This is a genomic window from Achromobacter deleyi, from assembly GCF_013116765.2.
Taxonomy (GTDB): domain Bacteria; phylum Pseudomonadota; class Gammaproteobacteria; order Burkholderiales; family Burkholderiaceae_B; genus Achromobacter; species Achromobacter deleyi_A.
Genome location: NZ_CP074375.1, coordinates 1,750,679 through 1,768,081 on the forward strand (window position 1 = coordinate 1,750,679; position 17,403 = coordinate 1,768,081).

The window sequence follows — 17,403 nt, forward strand, 5'->3', positions numbered from 1 at the left end:
CTGCTCGTTGATGCAGATCAATTGCCGCTGCGCGCGGGGCTGCCCAGGCGCCATCGCAACACGTCCACCGCCACGAAGACGAGCAGGCTTGCTCCCATCACCGGCAGGCACCAGCCCAGCGCCAGCGCCGCGCCCGCCGCCAGGATGCGGCCGGGCCAGGACAGTTCGCGCCAGGCGTGCGTGAGCGTCTGCGGCGCAGCCCCGGCGGCCGGCCGGCGCAGCCACCACATCCGGTAGCCCAGGATGATCATGGCCGTCAGCGCCATGCCGATGGCGGCCATCAGCAGCTGGTTGGGCCATCCGAAGAGGATGCCCATATGCATGTCCACGCCCCAGCGGATCAGTTTGGCGATGAGCGGAAACGTGTCGAAATCGGCCCGGCTGGTAATGGCGAATGTGGTCGGGTCGACGGCGATGGTATCGACCTGCGTGGGCCATGAACGGTCCACCTCGCGTACCAGCCAGGCCTGACCGGCCGCGCGAGGCGGCCGGATCTCGAGCTGGCTGCTGTCGATGCCGCCCAGCCGGGCGGCATCGAGCACGCGGTCAAAGCCCGCCGCCACGCTCTGCGGGGCCGGCGCCATGGCAGCGTGCTCCTGCATGCCGCCATGGTGATGGGCATGCTCGCCTCCGGCCGCCGCAGGGCCGGCCGATCCTGGAAGTTTCATGGATACCGACGGCGTGATCCAGCCCAGTTGGGCCCGCAACTGATCCACGCGCGCGCCCGCCCAGCTGGACCAGGTCAGTCCGGTGGCGGACAGGAACAGCAGGCCGATGCCTACCCACAGCCCCAGCAAGCCGTGCCAGCGCCTGGCGCGCAGGCGCGGGCTGCGCGCCAGGCGGGCATTGTCCCGGCCGCGCTTGGCAAACCACAGCACCAGCCCGCCCAGCGTCGCCAGCCAGAGCCAGGAGGCGGCCAGTTCACTGTAGTTGCGGCCCACTTCGCCCAGCATCAGGTTGCGATGCAGATAGTCCAGCGTTGTCCGGAAAGGCAGCGTGCCGCTGGTGCCGTAGACGATCATGTCGCCCTTGATCTCCAGGGTGACGGGGTCCACGAACAGTGCGCGGCTTTCGGAGTCGCCCAGTCCGGGTTGCGTGAACATCACGCGGGTGGTGTCGCCGGGCCCGGGCGCGGGCCGCAGCGCGAACAGGCGCGGTCCGGGGCCTATGCGGCTTTGCGCGGCCTCGACCTGGCTGGCCAGCGGCTGGAACGGGCCGGTCGAGGCCGTCCGCAGCTGTTCGGCGTAGAGCAGGTTCTCGATTTGCGGCGTCAGCACGAACAGCGTGCCGGTCACCGCCGCGACCAGGATGAAGGGGCCGACGAACAGTCCGATGTAGAAATGCAGCCGGGTGATCAGGGCGAGCAAGGCGCTGCCGCCCGCGGACCGCGCGCGCGCGGACGCGGCGGGGGTATCCAGGATTTGAGTGGACATGAGGGTCTCGAATACGACGGACGCCGCCAGGAACGGGCGGCATTCGTGCGCGCCGGGCGCGCACGGCGACGGAAGTCATCCGGGGATTCGAGGCGGAGCGCGCTGCCCCAGCGGCGGGCCGGCGGCCGGCATGGGGGGACGCGGGCTGTCCGCCATCGGCGGCGCCTGGGCAAACCAGCGCAGGAGCACGGGCGCCAGCGCCAGCAAGGGCGGCAGGTCCAGCACCTGATGCGCGCTCAGCCCGAAGGGGCACTCCTGCCCGGCGCCGCTTTCCGCGGGCTGGCCGCCCTGCCCATGATGTCCGTGATGCGGATCGGCATGTGCGGACTTGCCGGCCAACGCGCGCAGGCCCGTGAACGAGCCTCCACCGGCCGCGCAGAATCCCAGGGCCAGGCGGCCATGCTTGAGGGCGTTCGCGTCGGGCATGTAGCCCACGGGCACCCAGGCGCGCGCCACCAGCAAAAGCAGCAGCAACAGCCGCCCTATCGTGGCGGCGCAAGCATAGCGAGGGGATGGACAGGACAATCCGGTGCGCATGCGCTCATTCCTGGCGACGGCGGATTCCGGCGCCAAGCGCGCATTTTACGCGTTGCCCCGCCGCGCCGTGGCCCGCGGCGATCCGGCTGCGTTCGCAAGCGGCGGGACCCGGCGCCATCAAGCCAGCTGTTCGGCGCTGATCACATGCACGCCCGGTTTCGGATCGACGGCAGCCTCGAGCAGCGCCCTGGCGATCGCGGGTGCGGGGTTGAGCCGCCAGCGCCGTGGCAGCACGGGCCCGGCCAGCCTCAGCGCGACGGTCAATGCGCGTTCGCCCGGACGGAATTCCTCCCGGTGGCCGCCGATGAGGCCTGGTCGCACGAACGTCAGCGACGCAAATCCCTGGTTGGCCAGATCCCGCTCCAGTTCGCCCTTGGTCCGGTTGTAGAAAAAGCGCGAGGACGGATCGGCGCCGATCGCCGAATTCAGCACATAGGTGGCCGCGCCGGCGCGCTGGGCCAGCCCGGCGACTGCCAGCGGATAGTCATGATCCACCCGTCTGAAGGCCGCGGGCGTGCCGGCCAGGCGCATCGTGGTGCCGAGCGCGCAAATGACGGCATCAACCCGCCACCAGTCGGCATCTTCGGGCAATTGTTCGAAATCCACGACGGGCGCCAGCAATTTTTCATGCACCGGCAGTTTGCGGCGGGTTGGCGCAGTCAGCGAGTCCACCCTGGGGTCGGCCAGCGCCATGTCCAGAACATGATGCCCGACCAGTCCGGTTGCTCCCACCAATAGCAGTTTCATCGTTCACTCCTGGGTTGGGCGTGCCGCCTGCGCGGCCTCGCGCAGGCATTCCATCAACTGCAGACTGCTGGCCGACAGCCGGCCCTCCCGCATGGTGATGATGCCCACCGGCGGCAGGTCCAGGGACAGCGGCAGGTCCAGTATCTTGCACAGGCCCTGGCGCTCAAAGCTTTGCGCGGCCGACTTCGCCAGGAAACCCACCGCGCCGCGCTCCCCCAGGAAGGTGAGCGTGGCCAGATAGGACGATGTCTCCATCAGGTCGGCGGAAGGCTGCACCCCGTGGCGGTGGAATTGCTGTTCAAGCTTTACGCGCAGCGACGCCCACGGCGGCGGCATGATGCAAGGCAAGGCAGCCAGGTCGGCCCATCCCGGCGCCGCCATGCCGGCGACCGGGCTTGCGGGGCCGGCGACGGCCACCATGGGTTCTTCGAACAAGGCTTCGGTCGAAAGATCGGGCGCCGCATAGCCCGGCTCCAGCCGCCCGACAAACAGGTCCAGCTCGCCCAGGCGCAGCTTGGGCAACAGGTGGGTCAGGTCTCCTTCTTCGATCTGCACCGTGGCGCGCGCTGAACGCGCCTTGAGCGCCTGGACGGCTTGGGCCAGCAGCACGGGCATGGCGACCGCCATGGATCCCACCCGCGTCTTGCCGGCCGCCCCGCTCGCGGCCGCGTCGATCTCATCCCGCGTGCGTTCGTATTGCGCCAGCACGCCGCGGGCGAAACGCACCACCGATTCGCCCGCGGCCGTGGGTTCGGTGCCGCGGACGGAGCGGTCGAACAGTGTGAAGCCCAGCATGGATTCGACTTCCACCAGCATGCGCGACACGGCGGGCTGGCTGACCGCCAGGAATTCGGCCGTGCGGCCCAGGTGGCGGAATTCATCCAGCGCGACCACCAGTTGCAGGTGCCGTAGCTTGAGGTTGGAGCGAAAGACCCGGTCCAGATGCGCCATGTGAGACTCAATACATACCAAATACATTATCAATAGATGATTCTATTTTATTGGATTGTTATGTATAAGCCCATGAGAATAAGCACGGGCCGCCAGTAGTCTGTCCGGCGCCCCTAAAAAAAACGACATCTGGAGACAATCCCATGAAGCCCACCCCTACCCCTGATCTGCAGCGGCGCAGGCTGCTGGCCGGCGCCGCCTGCGCCGGCGTGGCCGGTTTGCTGGCGCCCTACGCGGCGCGCGCGGCCGACTATCCGCTGCGGCCCATCACTTTCATCTGTCCGTGGCCCGTCGGCGGCACGGCGGACCAGTCGATGCGGGCGCTGTGCCAGGTCGCCTCCGGCGTGCTGGGCCAGTCCATCGTCGTGGAGAACCGCGCAGGCGCCTCGGGCATGATCGGCACGAAGACGCTGTCGCAGGCTCAGCCCGATGGCTACACCATCGGCCAGATTCCGATATCGGTGGCGCGCTTTTCGCAACTGGGCCTGCTGCAGCTGGACCCCCGCAACGAGCTGACCTATCTTGCCCGCACCTCGGGCCAGACCTTTGGCATTGCGGTGCTGGCCAGCTCTCCGTTCAAGACGCTGAAGGATGTGGTCGCGCATGCCAAGGCCCATCCTGGCCAGGTGACCTATGGGCACGCCGGCATCGGCGGGGCGACGCATGTGGGCATGGAGGAATTCGCGCTGGCGGCCGGCGCACAGTTCAACGCGATTGCCTACAAGGGCGGCTCGGCCGCGCTCCAGGATGTGCTGGGCGGCCAGATCGACCTGCTGGCGGACTCCAGCTCGTGGGCGCCGCACGTCGAATCCGGCAAGCTGCGGCTGCTTGCCACGTGGGGCGAGGCGCGAGCAACGCGCTTCAAGGACGCGCCCACCTTGAAGGAGCTGGGTTACGACGTGGTGGTCGAGGCGCCCAATGGCATAGGCGCGCCCAAGGGGCTGGACCCCGCCGTCGAGCGCAAGCTGCGCGACGCCTTCCGCGCCGCGGTCAACAGCGATGCCTTCAAGCAGGTGGCCGACCGCATCGACGCGCCGGTGATGTACCTGGACGGCCCGGACTACAAGGCCTATATGGCCTCCGTCTACTCGCAGGAAACCGCGCTGATCGCGCGTCTCAAACTGAAAGAAATGCTCCAGAAAGGCTGATTCCACGGTGAACCCCAACCCCTTGATCCGGCTGCACGCCAACGACAATGTGCTGATCGCCAGGCAGGCCCTGGCCATCGGCATGCCCATCCCGGAGCTGGGATTGCGCGTGCGCGCCCAGGTGCCCGGCGGCCACAAGATTGCCGCCTGTCGCATCCCGGCGGGCACGCCGGTGCGCAAGTACGACGCCATCATCGGCGTGGCGGCCCGCGACATCGAGCCCGGCGACCATGTGCACGCGCACAATCTGGATCTGGTCGACTTCGAGCGCGACCCCGCGTTCTGCCAGGACTTGCGGCCCGTGGTGTTGTTGCCGCAGGCCGAGCGCGCCACATTCCAGGGCTATCTGCGCGCCGACGGCCGGGCAGGCACCCGCAATTTCATCGGCATCCTGGCCTCGGTGAATTGCTCCGCGACGGTCATCCACCATATCGCGGAGCACTTCACGCCCGAACGCCTTGCCGCCTTTCCCCATGTGGACGGCGTGGCGGCGTTTGCGCAGACGAGCGGCTGCGGGATGTCTTCGCCCAGCGAGCATTTTGACGTGCTGCGCCGCACGCTGGCGGGCTATGCGCGGCATCCAAACCTGGCGGGCGTGCTGATCGTGGGCCTGGGCTGCGAACGCAATCAGGTCGCCTCGCTGGTGGAGTCCCAGGACCTGACCCTGGACTCGCGGGTACGGACGCTGGTCATGCAGGACAGCGGCGGCACGCGCGCAACCATTGCCGCGGGCATCCGCGCCATCGAGGAGATGCTGCCGCAGGCCAACGCCGCGCGGCGCGTTCCCTTGCCGGCCGGCCACCTCAAGATAGGCCTGGAGTGCGGCGGGTCGGACGGCTTTTCCGCCATCACGGCCAATCCGGCGCTGGGCGCGGCGATGGACATCCTGGTGCGCCATGGCGGCACGGCCATCCTGTCCGAAACGCCCGAGATCCACGGCGTGGAATACATGCTGACCCGCCGCGCCGTCACCCCGGAAGTTGGCCAGAAGCTGCTGGACCGCCTGGCATGGTGGGAAAAATACACGGCCGGCCACAACGCGCAATTCAATGGCGTGGTCGGCCATGGCAACCAGCAAGGCGGCCTGGCCAACATCTTTGAAAAGTCCCTGGGTTCCGCCATGAAGGGCGGCACCACGCCGCTGCAGGCCGTGTACGAATACGCCGAGCCCATCGACCGTTCCGGACTGGTCTTCATGGATTCGCCGGGCTATGACCCGGTGGCCGTCACCGGCCAGATCGCCAGCGGCGCCAACCTGATCTGCTTTACCACCGGCCGCGGTTCCATGTTCGGGTCCAAGCCGGCGCCCACGCTCAAGCTGGCCAGCAACAGCGCCATGTACGCCCGCCTGGAGGAAGACATGGACATCAATTGCGGCGCGGTGCTGGATGGCGAACTGGACATCGCCCAGATGGGACAGCGCATCTTCGAGCACATCCTGCGCGCGGCCTCCGGCGAACCCACCAAGAGCGAAGCGCTGGGCCTGGGCAACCACGAGTTCGTGCCCTGGCATCTGGGCATTGTCAGCTGACCCCAACACTCTGGATCCCCTACCCCATGCATTCCACGCTCGCCCATCCCGCGCTGTTGCGCGACCAGAATCTGATTGCCTCGCAATGGCGGCCGGCGCAGTCCGAGGCCCGCCTGCCGGTGAGCAATCCGGCGCAGGACACGGTCTTTGCGCATGTGCCCGACAGTGGCGCCGCCGATGCGCGCGCCGCCGCCGACGCGGCGCACGCGGCCTTTCCCGCCTGGAGCGGCCGCCCCGCGCCGGAACGCGCGCGGTTCCTCAAGCGCTGGCACGCCGAGATCCTGCGCCATCAGGAAGACCTGGCGCGCCTGATATCCGCCGAGCAAGGCAAGCCGCTGGCCGAAAGCCGCGGCGAGGTGCTTTACGGCGCGTCCTACGTGGAGTGGTTCGCCGAGGAAGCGAACCGCATCCGCGGCGACATCCTCAACGCCGCCGTGCCCGGCCGGCGCATGATGGTTTTGAAGGAGCCGGTGGGCGTGGTCGCCGCCATCACTCCGTGGAATTTCCCGCTGGCGATGATCGCGCGCAAGATCGCGCCCGCCCTGGCCGCCGGCTGCACCGTGGTCGCCAAGCCCGCCGAGGACACCCCGCTGACCGCGCTGGCGCTGGCCTATCTGGCGCAACAGGCGGGCCTGCCCGCCGGCGTGCTGAACCTGGTGACGGCCTCACGGCGGAACACGCCAGCCGTGGTGGATGCGTGGCTGGCCGACAGCCGGGTGCGCAAGATCACCTTCACCGGGTCCACGCCAGTAGGCAAGCATCTGGCCCGCGAGTCGGCGGACACCTTGAAGAAGCTGTCGCTGGAACTGGGTGGCAATGCGCCCTTCATCGTGTTCGACGACGCCGACCTGGACGCCGCCGTGGAAGGCTTGATGGCCTCGAAGTTCCGCAACGGCGGCCAGACCTGCGTCTGCCCCAATCGCATTTACGTGCAGGCCGGCGCGCATGATGAGTTTGTCGCGCGGCTGGTCAAGCGAGTGGCGGCGCTGCGGGTCGGCCCTGCCACCGAGGAGGGCTCGCAGATCGGCCCGATGATCAATGCGCGCGCGGTCGACAAGATAGACCGCCATGTCCGCGACGCCGTTGAGCGAGGCGCCCGCGTCGAGACCGGCGGACAGCGGATGCGCGCGGCGGATGGTCCGCATTACTACGCGCCCACGGTGCTGTCGGGCGCCACGCCCGCGATGGCGCTGTCCTGCGAAGAGACCTTCGGCCCGGTGGCGCCGGTTTTCCGTTTCACGTCCGAGGAAGAAGTCATCGGCCACGCCAATGACACACCCTTCGGCCTGGCCGCTTACTTCTATTCCAGCGACACGCGGCGGATCTGGCGCGTGGCCCAGGCGCTCGAGACCGGCATTGTCGGCATCAATGAAGGCGCCATCGCTTCCGAGGCCGCGCCCTTCGGGGGCGTGAAGGAGTCCGGATACGGGCGCGAAGGGTCGTCCTATGGACTGGACGATTATCTGCACACCAAGTACCTGTGCCAGGGCCAGCTGGGCTGAGTCCGAAGGCCCGCCAACACTACAAGGAGCGTCGCGCACATGCCGGCACACAACCCCTTCAAATCCGCGCTTGCCGCGGGCCAGGCCCAGGTGGGCCTGTGGCTGTCCATGGCCGATCCCTACATGGCCGAGGTCTCCGCGACGGCGGGATTCGACTGGCTGCTGATCGACGGCGAACACGCGCCGAACGACCTGCGCAGCACGCTGGCCGCCCTGCAGTCCGTGGCGCCCTACCGCTCACAGCCCGTCGTGCGCGTGGTGGCCGGAGAAACGGCCCGCATCAAGCAGCTGCTGGACATCGGCGCGAAGAACCTGCTGGTGCCCATGGTGGATACCGCCGGGCAGGCCGCCGCCCTGGTCGCCGCCACACGCTATCCGCCGCAAGGCGTGCGCGGCGTAGGCAGCGCCGTGGGCCGCGCGTCGCGCTGGAGCGAGCGCGCCGACTACCTGGACATCGCCGACGACGAAGTCTGCCTGCTGGTGCAGGCCGAAACCGTGGACGCGCTTGCGAACCTGGAAGCGATCTGCGCGGTGCCGGGCGTGGACGGCGTGTTCATCGGCCCGGCCGACCTTGCCGCATCCATGGGCTACCGCGGCCGGCCCGGCAGCGCCGAGGTGCAGGCCGCCATCGAACGCGCCATGCGCGTCATCATCGGCAGCGGCAAGGCCGCCGGCACGCTGACCTCGGACCCGGCTCTGGCACGGCGCTATCTGGACCTGGGCTGCACCTTCGTGGCGACCGGCGTGGACGTGCTGCTGTACGCCAACAGCGCACGGCGCCTGGCGGCCAGCTTCCTGTCCCCGGACGCCAGCGCAACGGCGCATCCGGCTTCGGCAGCCTATTGAGCGCGGGCGCCTGGGGCGGGCCCGGCCTGCAATCTGGTCTTGCGTGGGCGGGCTTTCAGGCATAAATTGATTGCACCGCTTTTCGACCGGCCCTCGGGATCGACCGGAGCGAATCGCGCGCGAAGGCTGTTTTCTGTCTTTTGTTCCCCAAAGGAGCGATGCGATGCAAGTAAAACACCTGCTAGGCCCTGCAACCGTAGCCCTGTCAATCCTGTTCGCCCCACCCACCACGGCTGCACCGCCCGATCCTGCCCCCATCATTACCGGAAAGCACTGGACGGAATCGGACGCCAACCTGAAAAAGGCCTATCTACTGGGCATGGCGAACGTCCTGCAAGTCGAACAGGCCTATCAGCAACGGCGGGCGGTCCCGGACTCCCAGACCTTGGTTCCGAAATTCGCCAGGGGACTCCAGGACCAGACGCTGGACTCCGTGCGCGAAAGCGTGGACCGCTGGTATGCCGCAAACCCTACACAGATGGATCGTCCCGTCGTAGAGACCATCTGGTTTGAGATCGTCGTGCCTGCGACGAAGACGAAGCGCACCCCTTAGGAGCCGCCATGAAAACCATCCAAACGATAGTTCTAGCCGTCGCGATGGGATCGCTGGCTGCCTGCACCAACATGACCAAGGAACAGCAAGGCACCGTGACAGGCGGCCTGATGGGCGCCGCCGCAGGCGCCGGGATTGCCGCCATCGCGGGCGGTAGCGCCTGGACCGGAGCCGCCATCGGCGGCGCGGCCGGCGGTATTGCCGGCAATATCCGCGGCGCGAATCAATAAGGAGAAAAACGCCGCACGCGAAAGCGTGCGGCGTCTCTCCTGCCCTCCGCCGCGCCGGCTTGCGCTGGAATCGGCATCCGGCCGGACGGATCAGCGCTGCGAATCAAGCGCTTCGTTGTTCTTCACCACTTCCTGGGCCTTGCCGTAGCTTTCGATCAGCAACTGGTAGGCGGGGAAGACCTTGGTATAGACCTCCGCCCATTGCGCGGCATCTTCGCGATGCCAGGTCCTTTGGAGTTCCGACGCCACGGCGGCGGTATCCATCGGCACCACGCCCGCCTGCACCACGCGCGCCAGCGTGATCTCCTGAGCCATCTTGCTATAGGTGCCGGAGGCGTCGACCACGGCAAATACCTTGTAGCCCTCGGCGACCGCGCTGATGGCGGGAAACGCCATGCAGACGCTGGTGATCGTGCCGGCAATGATCAAGGTCTTGCGGCCGGTCGCCTTGACCGCGGCGACGAACTCCGGATTGTCCCAGGCGTTGATTTCCCCCTTGCGCGCGACGTACTGCGCGTGCGGCGCGTTGGCGTGGATCTCCGGAATCAAGGGTCCGTTCGGCCCCTGCGGCACGGAGGCGGTGGTGATGACGGGCATCTTGGTCAATGTGGCCATCGACGCGAGTGCGCCGGCGCGGGCGCGCAATTCGGTCATGGGCATGTCGCCCACGGTCTGGAAGAGGCCGCTCTGATGATCGATCAGCAGCATGACGGCGTCGTCGGGGTCGATGACCGGACGCTGGCCGTTGAAATTCGCGGGTGCGGACATGGATGTCTCCTTGGTTGGCAACGAATGGCCCGATGGGCCTGATAGTTCGCCGGAATGGCTGCAGTCATATTAAAAATAGAACGATGGACGCGCTAGATTCACATATAGACTTAAGCGTCCCACTCACAGGACGATAACTTTTCATGGCCGCCGATCAATGAATCGCCAACGCGTACGGGGGCATACACTGCTACGCGCTTCCCGCCCCGCGAACCCGACCAAGCCATGCAGGCTCCCCACCCATGATGTATTTCCTGTGGTCCCTTCCCGCGCTGACCGTGATCGGCGCGATCGCCAGCGGGCGGGTCAATACCACTATAGCGGCGGTGCTGGGGCTGGCCACAACGATTCCGGTGGCCCTGTTCGCGGCGCCCGCCCCCTTCGCCGGCGCCCAGCTGGCGCTCGCACTGGAGCGCGGACTCTGGATAGGCTGGATCATCACTCCCTACATCCTGGGCGGACTGCTGTTCTGGCAAATGGCCTCACAGGGCCGTCCCGCGCCTGACCAGACCAACGGCCCGGGCCTTGCGGCATTGGGCGACCCGCTAGCGCGGCGCAGGCTGCTCTTCTTTGCCTGTTTCCTGATCGGCCCGTTCGCCGAGTCGGCCACCGGTTTTGGCGTGGGAATGCTGGGCACCGTGCTGCTGATCCGGCCGCTGGGCCTTAAAGCCCGCGAGATCATGGTATTCGCCTTGCTGAGCCAGACCCTGATCCCTTGGGGCGCGATGGGCAGCGGCACGCTGCTGGCGTCAGCCTACGCGCGGGTGCCGGCGACACAACTGGCGCTATACAGCATGGTGGCGGTGGCCCTGCTGATGACCGTCTGGATGGTCCTGTTCTGGCGCACCGCCAGTCGTGCCGGCCTGCGGGCGCCGGCGTCGGAACACCGGCGCGAAGCCGGCTGGATGTTGGCAAGTCTGGGCTTGCTTAGCGGGGCGACGGCGCTCCTGGGACCGGAAACGGCATTGCTGGCGGCCTACGGCCCGCTGATCGTGCTGCGCTTCCTGCTCGATCGCCGTCCCGGCCGGCCGCAGGCGCTGGAAGCGGCGCGCAGAGCCCTGCCCTATATCCTGGTGATCGCCTGCCTGGTTGCGACGCGGTTGCTGCCCGACCTGAACCGCTGGCTTGCCGGCCTGGCCGACATCCGCCCATTCACGGACCTGCCCGGCTGGATGCCCTTCCTGCATGCAGGAAGCTGGCTGATCGCGGGGGCGCTGGCCATGGCGGCCTGGCAGCGCCGGCGCGGCGTGCTGGGCGCACAGGCTCGCGCGGCCTGGATGACCGGGCGCCATGCCGTACTGTCCGTCTTTCTGTTCGCCATGATGGCCGAGGCGCTGGCCGGCGCGGGCATCTCGCAGGCCTACGCCGACGGACTGTTTTCCAGTCTGCGCGACTGGACTATCCTTATCACTCCCGTCCTGGCCGGCGCCTTCGGCATACTGGCCAACAGCGGCAACGCGCCGAACAGCCTGTTCATGCCATCCCAGCTATCATTGGCGGTGCAGGCCGGTCTGAACGTCCCGGCCGCCGCCGCGCTGCTGCACGTATCGGGCACCTCGATGGGGATTTTTTCACCGGTCAGGATGTCGATAGCAGCCGGCTTGGCGCACGGACGGGGGCAGGAACGCAGCGTGTATGTTCTACTACTGCCGTCTGCCCTGGCCGCATTCGGCATTCTCCTGTCGTTGGCGCTGCTTGTCGTCATGTCCGGATAGCCGTTTTTCCTAGGCTGAATCAGCAGCAAGAACGAGCATGCAACGGTGCTGTATGGCCGATAGATGGCGGCGTAGCGGTCACGCGCGCGGCTTCAACCTTTTTTTTGTGTAGCACATGGGACTAGAACAATTAGCCGCGATCCGGGAATTGCTTATCAAGCAGGCGCCTGAAAAGGCGGCCCCCAAGAAGGAATCGCGTCCGCAGGGCGCGGAGAAAGCACGCCGCCCGCAAGGCGCCGGAAAAGGACCGCGTCCGCAAGGCGGCGACAAGGGCCAACGCGCGCAAGGCGGCGACAAGGGTCAGCGTCCCCAGCGTGCCGAGCGGCGTGAGACGCCGGTGGATCCCGTCGTGGTCGCCATTTCGCGCCTGCAGCGACACTTCCCGAAGGCGTTCCCCAAGAATCCCGCTCCCAAGCTTCCGTTGAAGCTGGGCGTGCTGACGGACCTGGTGCAGCATGCCCAGGCCTTGCAGCTCGACGAGGCGCAGATCAAGGAAGCCGTGAAGACCTGGTGCGATGGCCGACGCTACTGGACCTGCATGGTCGAAGCGGCCCCGCGCGTGGACCTGAACGGCGAGCCGGTAGGCGCCGTGACGGCCAACGAAGCCCGCCATGCCAAGCGCATGGCGTCGCGCAACGCCTCCAGGAATGCCGCCGCGCGCGCAAAGGCCGAGAAGAAAGTCGACGCGCCTGCCGCGGCGACCGACGCCCCTGCGGCGTCCGCGGCGGCTGTCGAGACCATCGATGCCGCCTCGGCGCCCGTGGCGGCTGTCGAGACCATCGAGGCCCCGGTGCAACCCACGGCGGCTCCCGACGCCGTCGACGCCTCCGCGGCGCCTACTGCACCGAAGGACTCTGCGGCCGACACGCCCACCTAAGTTCACGTCCGGATCGGCAACAAGACAGGCCTGCCGCGGCAAGGGATGCATATCCTTGCCGCCGCAAGCCTGATCGTTCGCGCCCGAACGGCAGCGGCCCGACCCCGGGCCGTCCTCAGGCGTATCGGGCGGGCGGCTAGCGGCCGGCTTCCAGCGCCGCCAGGGCCTGCTTCAGGTATTCCATGCCCGCGGACGAGTACGGCAGGGACAGCGCCCGCTGATGGCCGGCGGCGTCCATCTTCAGCAGGGACTTCCTCAGGATCTCGACGATCTTCTCGCCGTGGGCGGGATGGAAAGCCTCGTACTGGTACTGCAGGAACACCAGGCACAGCGCGTTTTCCATCACCTGCACGTCCGCGTCCTGCTTGATGCCCTGCTTCATGAGGATAGCCACCACGCGTTCGGTCACGCTGTCGGGATAGCCGGCTTTCCCGAGGATGTCTTCGGCGATGTGCGCATGATGCCGCATCAGCGCCTTGCGCCAGGACAGGTAGCCTGTCCGTCCTTCCGGATAGCTGTTGCGTGCGATCTCCCAGCGGCCGATGTGCTGGCATTTCGACGCCAGGAGCAGCGGTTCGGAGGCATCGGGCGCCAGCTTCATCACCCAGTCGTGCAGCTTTTCCGCCAAAAACAACTCTTGCGGACAGGTCTGGCCTTCCCATGAGAACGAGTTGGGATCGGCGCCGTTGTACTGGTCGAAAAGGCGCAGCGTGCGCTGCAGGCGATCATTCATGTGTGGTGTTTCCAAATGGGCCGCCGCTGGACTGCGCGACATGGGTTGCCGGCCAGGCGGAAGTCATCATACCGCCTGCGCTGGGCGCGTCTCCATCCGCCATCGACCACAGACCATTCAGCGCAAATCCGATTTGAGCTGGCCGTAGCTGAGCTGGTCCGCCGCATAGCAATCGCACGCCGCCCGCTCCAGGCCGGGCCGGTCCAGGATCTCGATGTTGCCGCGGCGATACGCGATGAGTTTGCGGTGCTGCAAGGCCGAGGCCGCCACCGTCACGCCGACCCGCCGCACGCCCAGCATGTAGGCCAGGTATTCATGGGTCAGGTGAAAGCTGTCCGAGTGTGCGCGATCTTGCGTCATCAGGAGCCAGCGCGCGAGCCTGCCCTCGAGCACATGGGAATGCATGCAGGCCGCGGTCTGGGCGAGCTGCTGCAGGATGACCACGGTGTAGCGGCTGATCAGGCTGCGCAGCGCGGCGCTGGCCGCCAGCTCCTGCCGGAACAGATCAGCCTTCATGCGCAAGGCCGGCCCCGCCCCCTGCACGACGGCGCGCAGGGACGAGGTGTCCGCGCCCAGCGGGACGTCGACGCTCCACATTCCTTCATTGCCGACCAGCCCGACTTCCAGGGACGCGCCACGCTTTTGCGGCAGGATCAGGGAGATATAGCTCCCACCCGGGAAATAAACGTCAGCGATGCGGTCGCCGGCCTGAAGCAGGCATTGCCCGAAGGCCAGGTCGACGGCCTCGAAGCGATCCAGCAAGCGAGGCCGTTCCCGGTCGGGCAAAGCGTCGAGCAGGCGATTGGGAACATCGGCCATCGTGGGATACGGCAAGATTCTGCTCCAGGTTCCATCTCAGGCGCGGACCGCGCCGCCAACGTGACTCAGCAGGCGGTGATACTCCTGCCGCACGACCATATAGCATTCGCAGACGCGCGCCTCCAGCCCGGCACGATCCACCACGGTGATATGGCCGCGTCGATAGCGGATGAGGCCAGCCTCCTGCAAATGGCCGGCGGCCTCCGTGACGCCTTCGCGCCGCACGCCCAGCATGTTGGCGATAAGCTCCTGCGTCATGACCAGTTCGTCGGATTGCAGCCGGTCCAGGCTGAGTAAAAGCCACCGGCAAAGCTGCTGGTCCAGCGAGTGATGGCGATTGCACACCGCCGTCTGGGCCATTTGCGTCAGCAATGCCTGCGTGTACCGAAGCAACAGATGCTGCATGGCCCCGCCCCGGTCGAATTCGTCTTTCAGGGCCTGCCCCTTCAATTGATAGGCCGTTCCCGCGCTTTGCACGATTGCCCTGCTGGGCGTCGTTTCTCCCCCCATGAACAAGGAAATCCCGACGATGCCTTCGTTGCCGACCACGGCGATCTCGGTCGAGGCACCATCTTCCATCACGCACAGCAGGGAGACGATGCAGTCCACCGGAAAGCAGACATGCCGCATCCGCCCGCCCGGTTCGTACAGGGCTTTCCCGAGGGGCAGGGAAACCCGCTCCAGCAGGGGAAACAATCGGTCCATCTCCTGCGGGGGCAGCGCCGCCAATAGATGATTCTGGGTGGGATCGTGTGAATCAGGCATGATGAGTCCCTCCAGCAAGCCCTGTTGCAACGGCCCGATCCCGGGCCGTAATCCGAAGATACTCCGGCACACTTTGCCCACTCGGCAAGGGCAATCGCCACGCCTTATGTGCGGTGGCGAACGGAGTCCTGCCCAGAGTAGCGCACTATTGGTCGCGGGCCACCTCGACCGCGCAGTTGGCATCGGCTTGCTCAGGCGTCTTCCCTGCGCCAGGCCAGCACCGGCCAGTGAACCAGCGATCCGGCGCCGCCGAATACGAACGGGCGCAGTACGCCTGCAAAGCCCACGATGCTCCCGCCCTCGCCCTCCCACTGGCACACTTGCTGGGCAATCGGCCCCGTGTCACCGATGGGCGAACCGGGATGCGACCCCGTTTCGCCTGACAGCGCGCCCACCATGCGGGCGCCATAGGTCGCGATTGGTGCGAATCCCTGCGCGTCCAGCTCGGAGATGCCGGTGCGCGAGGTCCGGGGCGCAAGCCGGGTGTAGCCCTTCTTGACTAGCAATGACATGTCGATGGTCCTTTTGCGAAGTGCTGCGTTTGCCTGGCGCGGGACCGCCAGCATGACCTTGCCACGGTATGGGATGACCCGCCTCACGTCCGTTCGATAGCGCACATAGCGCCGGCCGTCTTGCCATCCAGGTATTTCCGCATCAGAGTCCGCGTGGAACTGTCGGGTCCATGCGCGCCTGCCGTCCCGGCCGCAAGCTCCTGGGCGATGCGCGCCGCGAGCGTCTTGCCCAACTCCACGCCCCATTGATCGAAGGAATCGATGTCCCAGACCACGCCCTGGGTGAATGCGCTGTGCTCGTACAGTGCGACGAGCGCACCCAGGGTCCGGGGCGTCAATGTTGCGGCCAGCAGCGTATTGCTGGGACGGTTCCCCTCGACCTGCCGGTGTCCCCGCTCAAATTGCGCTTCATCAGGCTCGCCGTCCTCGTCCAAGGGGCGCCCGAAGGCCAGCGCCTGGGCCTGGGCGAACATGTTCGCCAGCAGCTCCTCGTGGCCGTCGGCCGAAGGCGGGAGCGGTGTCAGGAACCCGATGAAGTCGCAGGGCACGATCTGGGTGCCCTGGTGCAACAGTTGATGGAACGAGTGTTGGCCGTTGGTTCCGCATGCGCCCCAGTAGACGGGGCTGGAATGGCTGCTGACCGGAGTGCCGTCCTGGGTGACGGACTTGCCGTTGCTTTCCATCATCAGTTGCTGGACATAGGAAGGGAACCGGCGCAGGTAGTGTTCGTAGGGCAGAATTGCCACGGTTCTTGAACCGAGGAAGTTGTTGTTCCATACCGCCATCAATCCAAGCAGCGCGGGGAGATTGCTTTCCAGCGGCGCAGACAGGAAATGCGTGTCCATGTCATGGAACCCGGCCAGCATCTCGCGAAATGCGGCAGGACCGATGGCCGTCAGCACGGCCAGCCCCATTGCAGAACACAATGAATAGCGGCCGTTGACCCACTCCCAGACGTCGAAGACCTGCTCCGGCGCAAAGCCGGCCTGGATGGCGGCGTCGCGATTGCCGGTGACAGCCACGAAATGCGCCTGCACCGCGCCCTCATCCTGGATGTCTTCCAGGCACCAGGCGCGCGCCGCGGCCGCATTGCGCAAGGTTTCGAGCGTACGGAAGGTTTTCGAACAGACGATGAACAGCGTTTCGCGCGGGTCCAGGTCGCGCGTGGCCTCAAAGAAGTCCGCGCCGTCCACGTTGGAGACGAACCGGAACTGCATGTCTGGTCGTCCGTAGTGCTGCAGGGCGGCCCAGGCCATGCCCGCGCCGATCGCGGAGCCGCCTATGCCCAGGTTCACGATATTCCTGATCCTTTTCCCGGTGCCGCCAAGCCAGGATCCGCTGCGCACCTTGCCGGCGAAGTGTTCCATGCGGCGCAGCACCCGCTGGACGTCCGGCACCACGTCCCTCCCCTCCACTCGGACGCTGGAACCGGCCGGCATGCGCAATGCGACATGCAGGGCCGCGCGCCCTTCGCTGACGTTGACTGGATCGCCATTGAACAGGGCGTCGATCCGCGCCGGCAGACGGCATGCGCGGGCCAGGCGCAGCAACAGCTCGACAGTCCTCGGAGTGATCCGGTTCTTGGAATAGTCCAGATACCAGCCCGCGGCTTCCGCGCTGAAGCGCGGCCCCCGCTCCGGGTCAAGCTGGAACAGGTCTCGCAGATGCTGCGGCCGCACCTCTTCCAAATGCTCGGCCAGCGTCTGCCAGGCTCGGGTCAGCGACACGTCGCGCAA

The 17,403-nt window shown here is 66.9% G+C and carries 18 protein-coding genes; 8 read left to right on the forward strand and 10 right to left on the reverse strand.

Annotated features, from left to right (window positions below; all coding sequences use genetic code 11):
- Positions 1-17: 17 nt before the first annotated feature.
- From HLG70_RS07905 to HLG70_RS07920, 4 genes are all read right to left on the reverse strand, one after another.
- Positions 18-1,433 carry a PepSY-associated TM helix domain-containing protein gene (locus HLG70_RS07905; protein WP_171662306.1) on the reverse strand — a complete coding sequence of 472 codons (1,416 nt, stop codon included), beginning with the start codon at positions 1,431-1,433 and terminating at the stop codon, positions 18-20.
- Positions 1,434-1,508: 75 nt separating this feature from the next.
- Entirely contained in the window at positions 1,509-1,970 is a 462-nt protein-coding gene (locus tag HLG70_RS07910; protein ID WP_250157084.1) for a DUF2946 family protein, read from the reverse strand.
- A 117-nt stretch (positions 1,971-2,087) separates the two neighbouring features.
- Positions 2,088-2,717 (reverse strand): NAD-dependent dehydratase, encoded by a 630-nt coding sequence (locus tag HLG70_RS07915; RefSeq protein ID WP_171662304.1) that lies wholly within the window; start codon positions 2,715-2,717, stop codon positions 2,088-2,090.
- A gap of 3 nt (positions 2,718-2,720) precedes the next feature.
- Positions 2,721-3,668, reverse strand: a complete 948-nt coding sequence (locus tag HLG70_RS07920) for a LysR substrate-binding domain-containing protein (RefSeq protein WP_171662303.1) — start codon at positions 3,666-3,668, stop codon at positions 2,721-2,723.
- Between the two features lie 143 nt (positions 3,669-3,811).
- On the opposite strand from HLG70_RS07920, the gene HLG70_RS07925 reads away from it, so the two are divergent.
- From HLG70_RS07925 to HLG70_RS07950, 6 genes are all read left to right on the forward strand, one after another.
- Positions 3,812-4,816 carry a tripartite tricarboxylate transporter substrate binding protein gene (locus tag HLG70_RS07925; RefSeq protein ID WP_171662302.1) on the forward strand — a complete coding sequence of 335 codons (1,005 nt, stop codon included), beginning with the start codon at positions 3,812-3,814 and terminating at the stop codon, positions 4,814-4,816.
- A gap of 7 nt (positions 4,817-4,823) precedes the next feature.
- Positions 4,824-6,347 carry a UxaA family hydrolase gene (locus HLG70_RS07930; protein ID WP_171662301.1) on the forward strand — a complete coding sequence of 508 codons (1,524 nt, stop codon included), beginning with the start codon at positions 4,824-4,826 and terminating at the stop codon, positions 6,345-6,347.
- Between the two features lie 26 nt (positions 6,348-6,373).
- A complete protein-coding gene (locus tag HLG70_RS07935; RefSeq protein WP_171662300.1) occupies positions 6,374-7,849 on the forward strand; it encodes an NAD-dependent succinate-semialdehyde dehydrogenase in 1,476 nt (491 codons plus the stop codon).
- A gap of 39 nt (positions 7,850-7,888) precedes the next feature.
- Complete coding sequence (locus HLG70_RS07940) at positions 7,889-8,695, forward strand: aldolase/citrate lyase family protein (protein WP_171662299.1); 807 nt, start codon at positions 7,889-7,891, stop codon at positions 8,693-8,695.
- Positions 8,696-8,858: 163 nt separating this feature from the next.
- On the forward strand, positions 8,859-9,248 hold the full coding sequence (locus HLG70_RS07945; RefSeq protein WP_171662298.1) for a hypothetical protein: 390 nt from the start codon (positions 8,859-8,861) through the stop codon (positions 9,246-9,248).
- 8 nt (positions 9,249-9,256) lie between these two features.
- Complete coding sequence (locus tag HLG70_RS07950) at positions 9,257-9,478, forward strand: hypothetical protein (RefSeq protein ID WP_171662297.1); 222 nt, start codon at positions 9,257-9,259, stop codon at positions 9,476-9,478.
- Between the two features lie 90 nt (positions 9,479-9,568).
- Here the strand turns inward: HLG70_RS07950 and HLG70_RS07955 are convergent, their stop codons facing one another.
- Positions 9,569-10,246 (reverse strand): hydrolase, encoded by a 678-nt coding sequence (locus HLG70_RS07955; RefSeq protein WP_171662296.1) that lies wholly within the window; start codon positions 10,244-10,246, stop codon positions 9,569-9,571.
- Between the two features lie 242 nt (positions 10,247-10,488).
- On the opposite strand from HLG70_RS07955, the gene HLG70_RS07960 reads away from it, so the two are divergent.
- Complete coding sequence (locus HLG70_RS07960) at positions 10,489-11,961, forward strand: hypothetical protein (protein ID WP_171662295.1); 1,473 nt, start codon at positions 10,489-10,491, stop codon at positions 11,959-11,961.
- A gap of 115 nt (positions 11,962-12,076) precedes the next feature.
- Positions 12,077-12,838: a ProQ/FinO family protein gene (locus HLG70_RS07965; protein WP_250157085.1), complete on the forward strand. Its 762-nt coding sequence runs from the start codon at positions 12,077-12,079 to the stop codon at positions 12,836-12,838.
- A gap of 136 nt (positions 12,839-12,974) precedes the next feature.
- On the opposite strand, the gene HLG70_RS07970 is transcribed toward HLG70_RS07965, so the two are convergent.
- The 5 genes from HLG70_RS07970 to pgi all read right to left on the reverse strand — a co-directional run bounded on the left by HLG70_RS07970 (position 12,975) and on the right by pgi (position 17,394).
- Entirely contained in the window at positions 12,975-13,571 is a 597-nt protein-coding gene (locus tag HLG70_RS07970; protein WP_171662294.1) for a DUF4202 domain-containing protein, read from the reverse strand.
- Positions 13,572-13,688: 117 nt separating this feature from the next.
- The gene (locus HLG70_RS07975; RefSeq protein WP_250157086.1) at positions 13,689-14,405 is read right to left on the reverse strand and encodes a Crp/Fnr family transcriptional regulator; all 717 of its coding nucleotides are present in this window, start codon (positions 14,403-14,405) and stop codon (positions 13,689-13,691) included.
- A gap of 21 nt (positions 14,406-14,426) precedes the next feature.
- Positions 14,427-15,155 carry a Crp/Fnr family transcriptional regulator gene (locus HLG70_RS07980; RefSeq protein WP_171662637.1) on the reverse strand — a complete coding sequence of 243 codons (729 nt, stop codon included), beginning with the start codon at positions 15,153-15,155 and terminating at the stop codon, positions 14,427-14,429.
- Between the two features lie 191 nt (positions 15,156-15,346).
- Positions 15,347-15,667 (reverse strand): hypothetical protein, encoded by a 321-nt coding sequence (locus tag HLG70_RS07985; RefSeq protein WP_171662293.1) that lies wholly within the window; start codon positions 15,665-15,667, stop codon positions 15,347-15,349.
- Between the two features lie 83 nt (positions 15,668-15,750).
- Positions 15,751-17,394 (reverse strand): glucose-6-phosphate isomerase, encoded by a 1,644-nt coding sequence (gene pgi, locus HLG70_RS07990; protein WP_250157090.1) that lies wholly within the window; start codon positions 17,392-17,394, stop codon positions 15,751-15,753.
- Between the last annotated feature and the right edge of the window lie 9 nt (positions 17,395-17,403).

What these genes read in the sequence shown, in the direction of transcription:
- HLG70_RS07910 (WP_250157084.1), bottom strand. Translation starts at nt 1,970, where the DNA reads ATGCGCACCGGATTGTCCTGTCCATCCCCTCGCTATGCTTGCGCCGCC.
- HLG70_RS07925 (WP_171662302.1), top strand. Translation starts at nt 3,812, where the DNA reads ATGAAGCCCACCCCTACCCCTGATCTGCAGCGGCGCAGGCTGCTGGCC.
- HLG70_RS07955 (WP_171662296.1), bottom strand. Translation starts at nt 10,246, where the DNA reads ATGTCCGCACCCGCGAATTTCAACGGCCAGCGTCCGGTCATCGACCCC.
- HLG70_RS07945 (WP_171662298.1), top strand. Translation starts at nt 8,859, where the DNA reads ATGCAAGTAAAACACCTGCTAGGCCCTGCAACCGTAGCCCTGTCAATC.
- HLG70_RS07965 (WP_250157085.1), top strand. Translation starts at nt 12,077, where the DNA reads ATGGGACTAGAACAATTAGCCGCGATCCGGGAATTGCTTATCAAGCAG.
- HLG70_RS07905 (WP_171662306.1), bottom strand. Translation starts at nt 1,433, where the DNA reads ATGTCCACTCAAATCCTGGATACCCCCGCCGCGTCCGCGCGCGCGCGG.
- HLG70_RS07920 (WP_171662303.1), bottom strand. Translation starts at nt 3,668, where the DNA reads ATGGCGCATCTGGACCGGGTCTTTCGCTCCAACCTCAAGCTACGGCAC.
- HLG70_RS07985 (WP_171662293.1), bottom strand. Translation starts at nt 15,667, where the DNA reads ATGTCATTGCTAGTCAAGAAGGGCTACACCCGGCTTGCGCCCCGGACC.
- HLG70_RS07915 (WP_171662304.1), bottom strand. Translation starts at nt 2,717, where the DNA reads ATGAAACTGCTATTGGTGGGAGCAACCGGACTGGTCGGGCATCATGTT.
- HLG70_RS07950 (WP_171662297.1), top strand. Translation starts at nt 9,257, where the DNA reads ATGAAAACCATCCAAACGATAGTTCTAGCCGTCGCGATGGGATCGCTG.
- HLG70_RS07940 (WP_171662299.1), top strand. Translation starts at nt 7,889, where the DNA reads ATGCCGGCACACAACCCCTTCAAATCCGCGCTTGCCGCGGGCCAGGCC.
- HLG70_RS07970 (WP_171662294.1), bottom strand. Translation starts at nt 13,571, where the DNA reads ATGAATGATCGCCTGCAGCGCACGCTGCGCCTTTTCGACCAGTACAAC.
- HLG70_RS07980 (WP_171662637.1), bottom strand. Translation starts at nt 15,155, where the DNA reads ATGCCTGATTCACACGATCCCACCCAGAATCATCTATTGGCGGCGCTG.
- HLG70_RS07935 (WP_171662300.1), top strand. Translation starts at nt 6,374, where the DNA reads ATGCATTCCACGCTCGCCCATCCCGCGCTGTTGCGCGACCAGAATCTG.
- HLG70_RS07960 (WP_171662295.1), top strand. Translation starts at nt 10,489, where the DNA reads ATGATGTATTTCCTGTGGTCCCTTCCCGCGCTGACCGTGATCGGCGCG.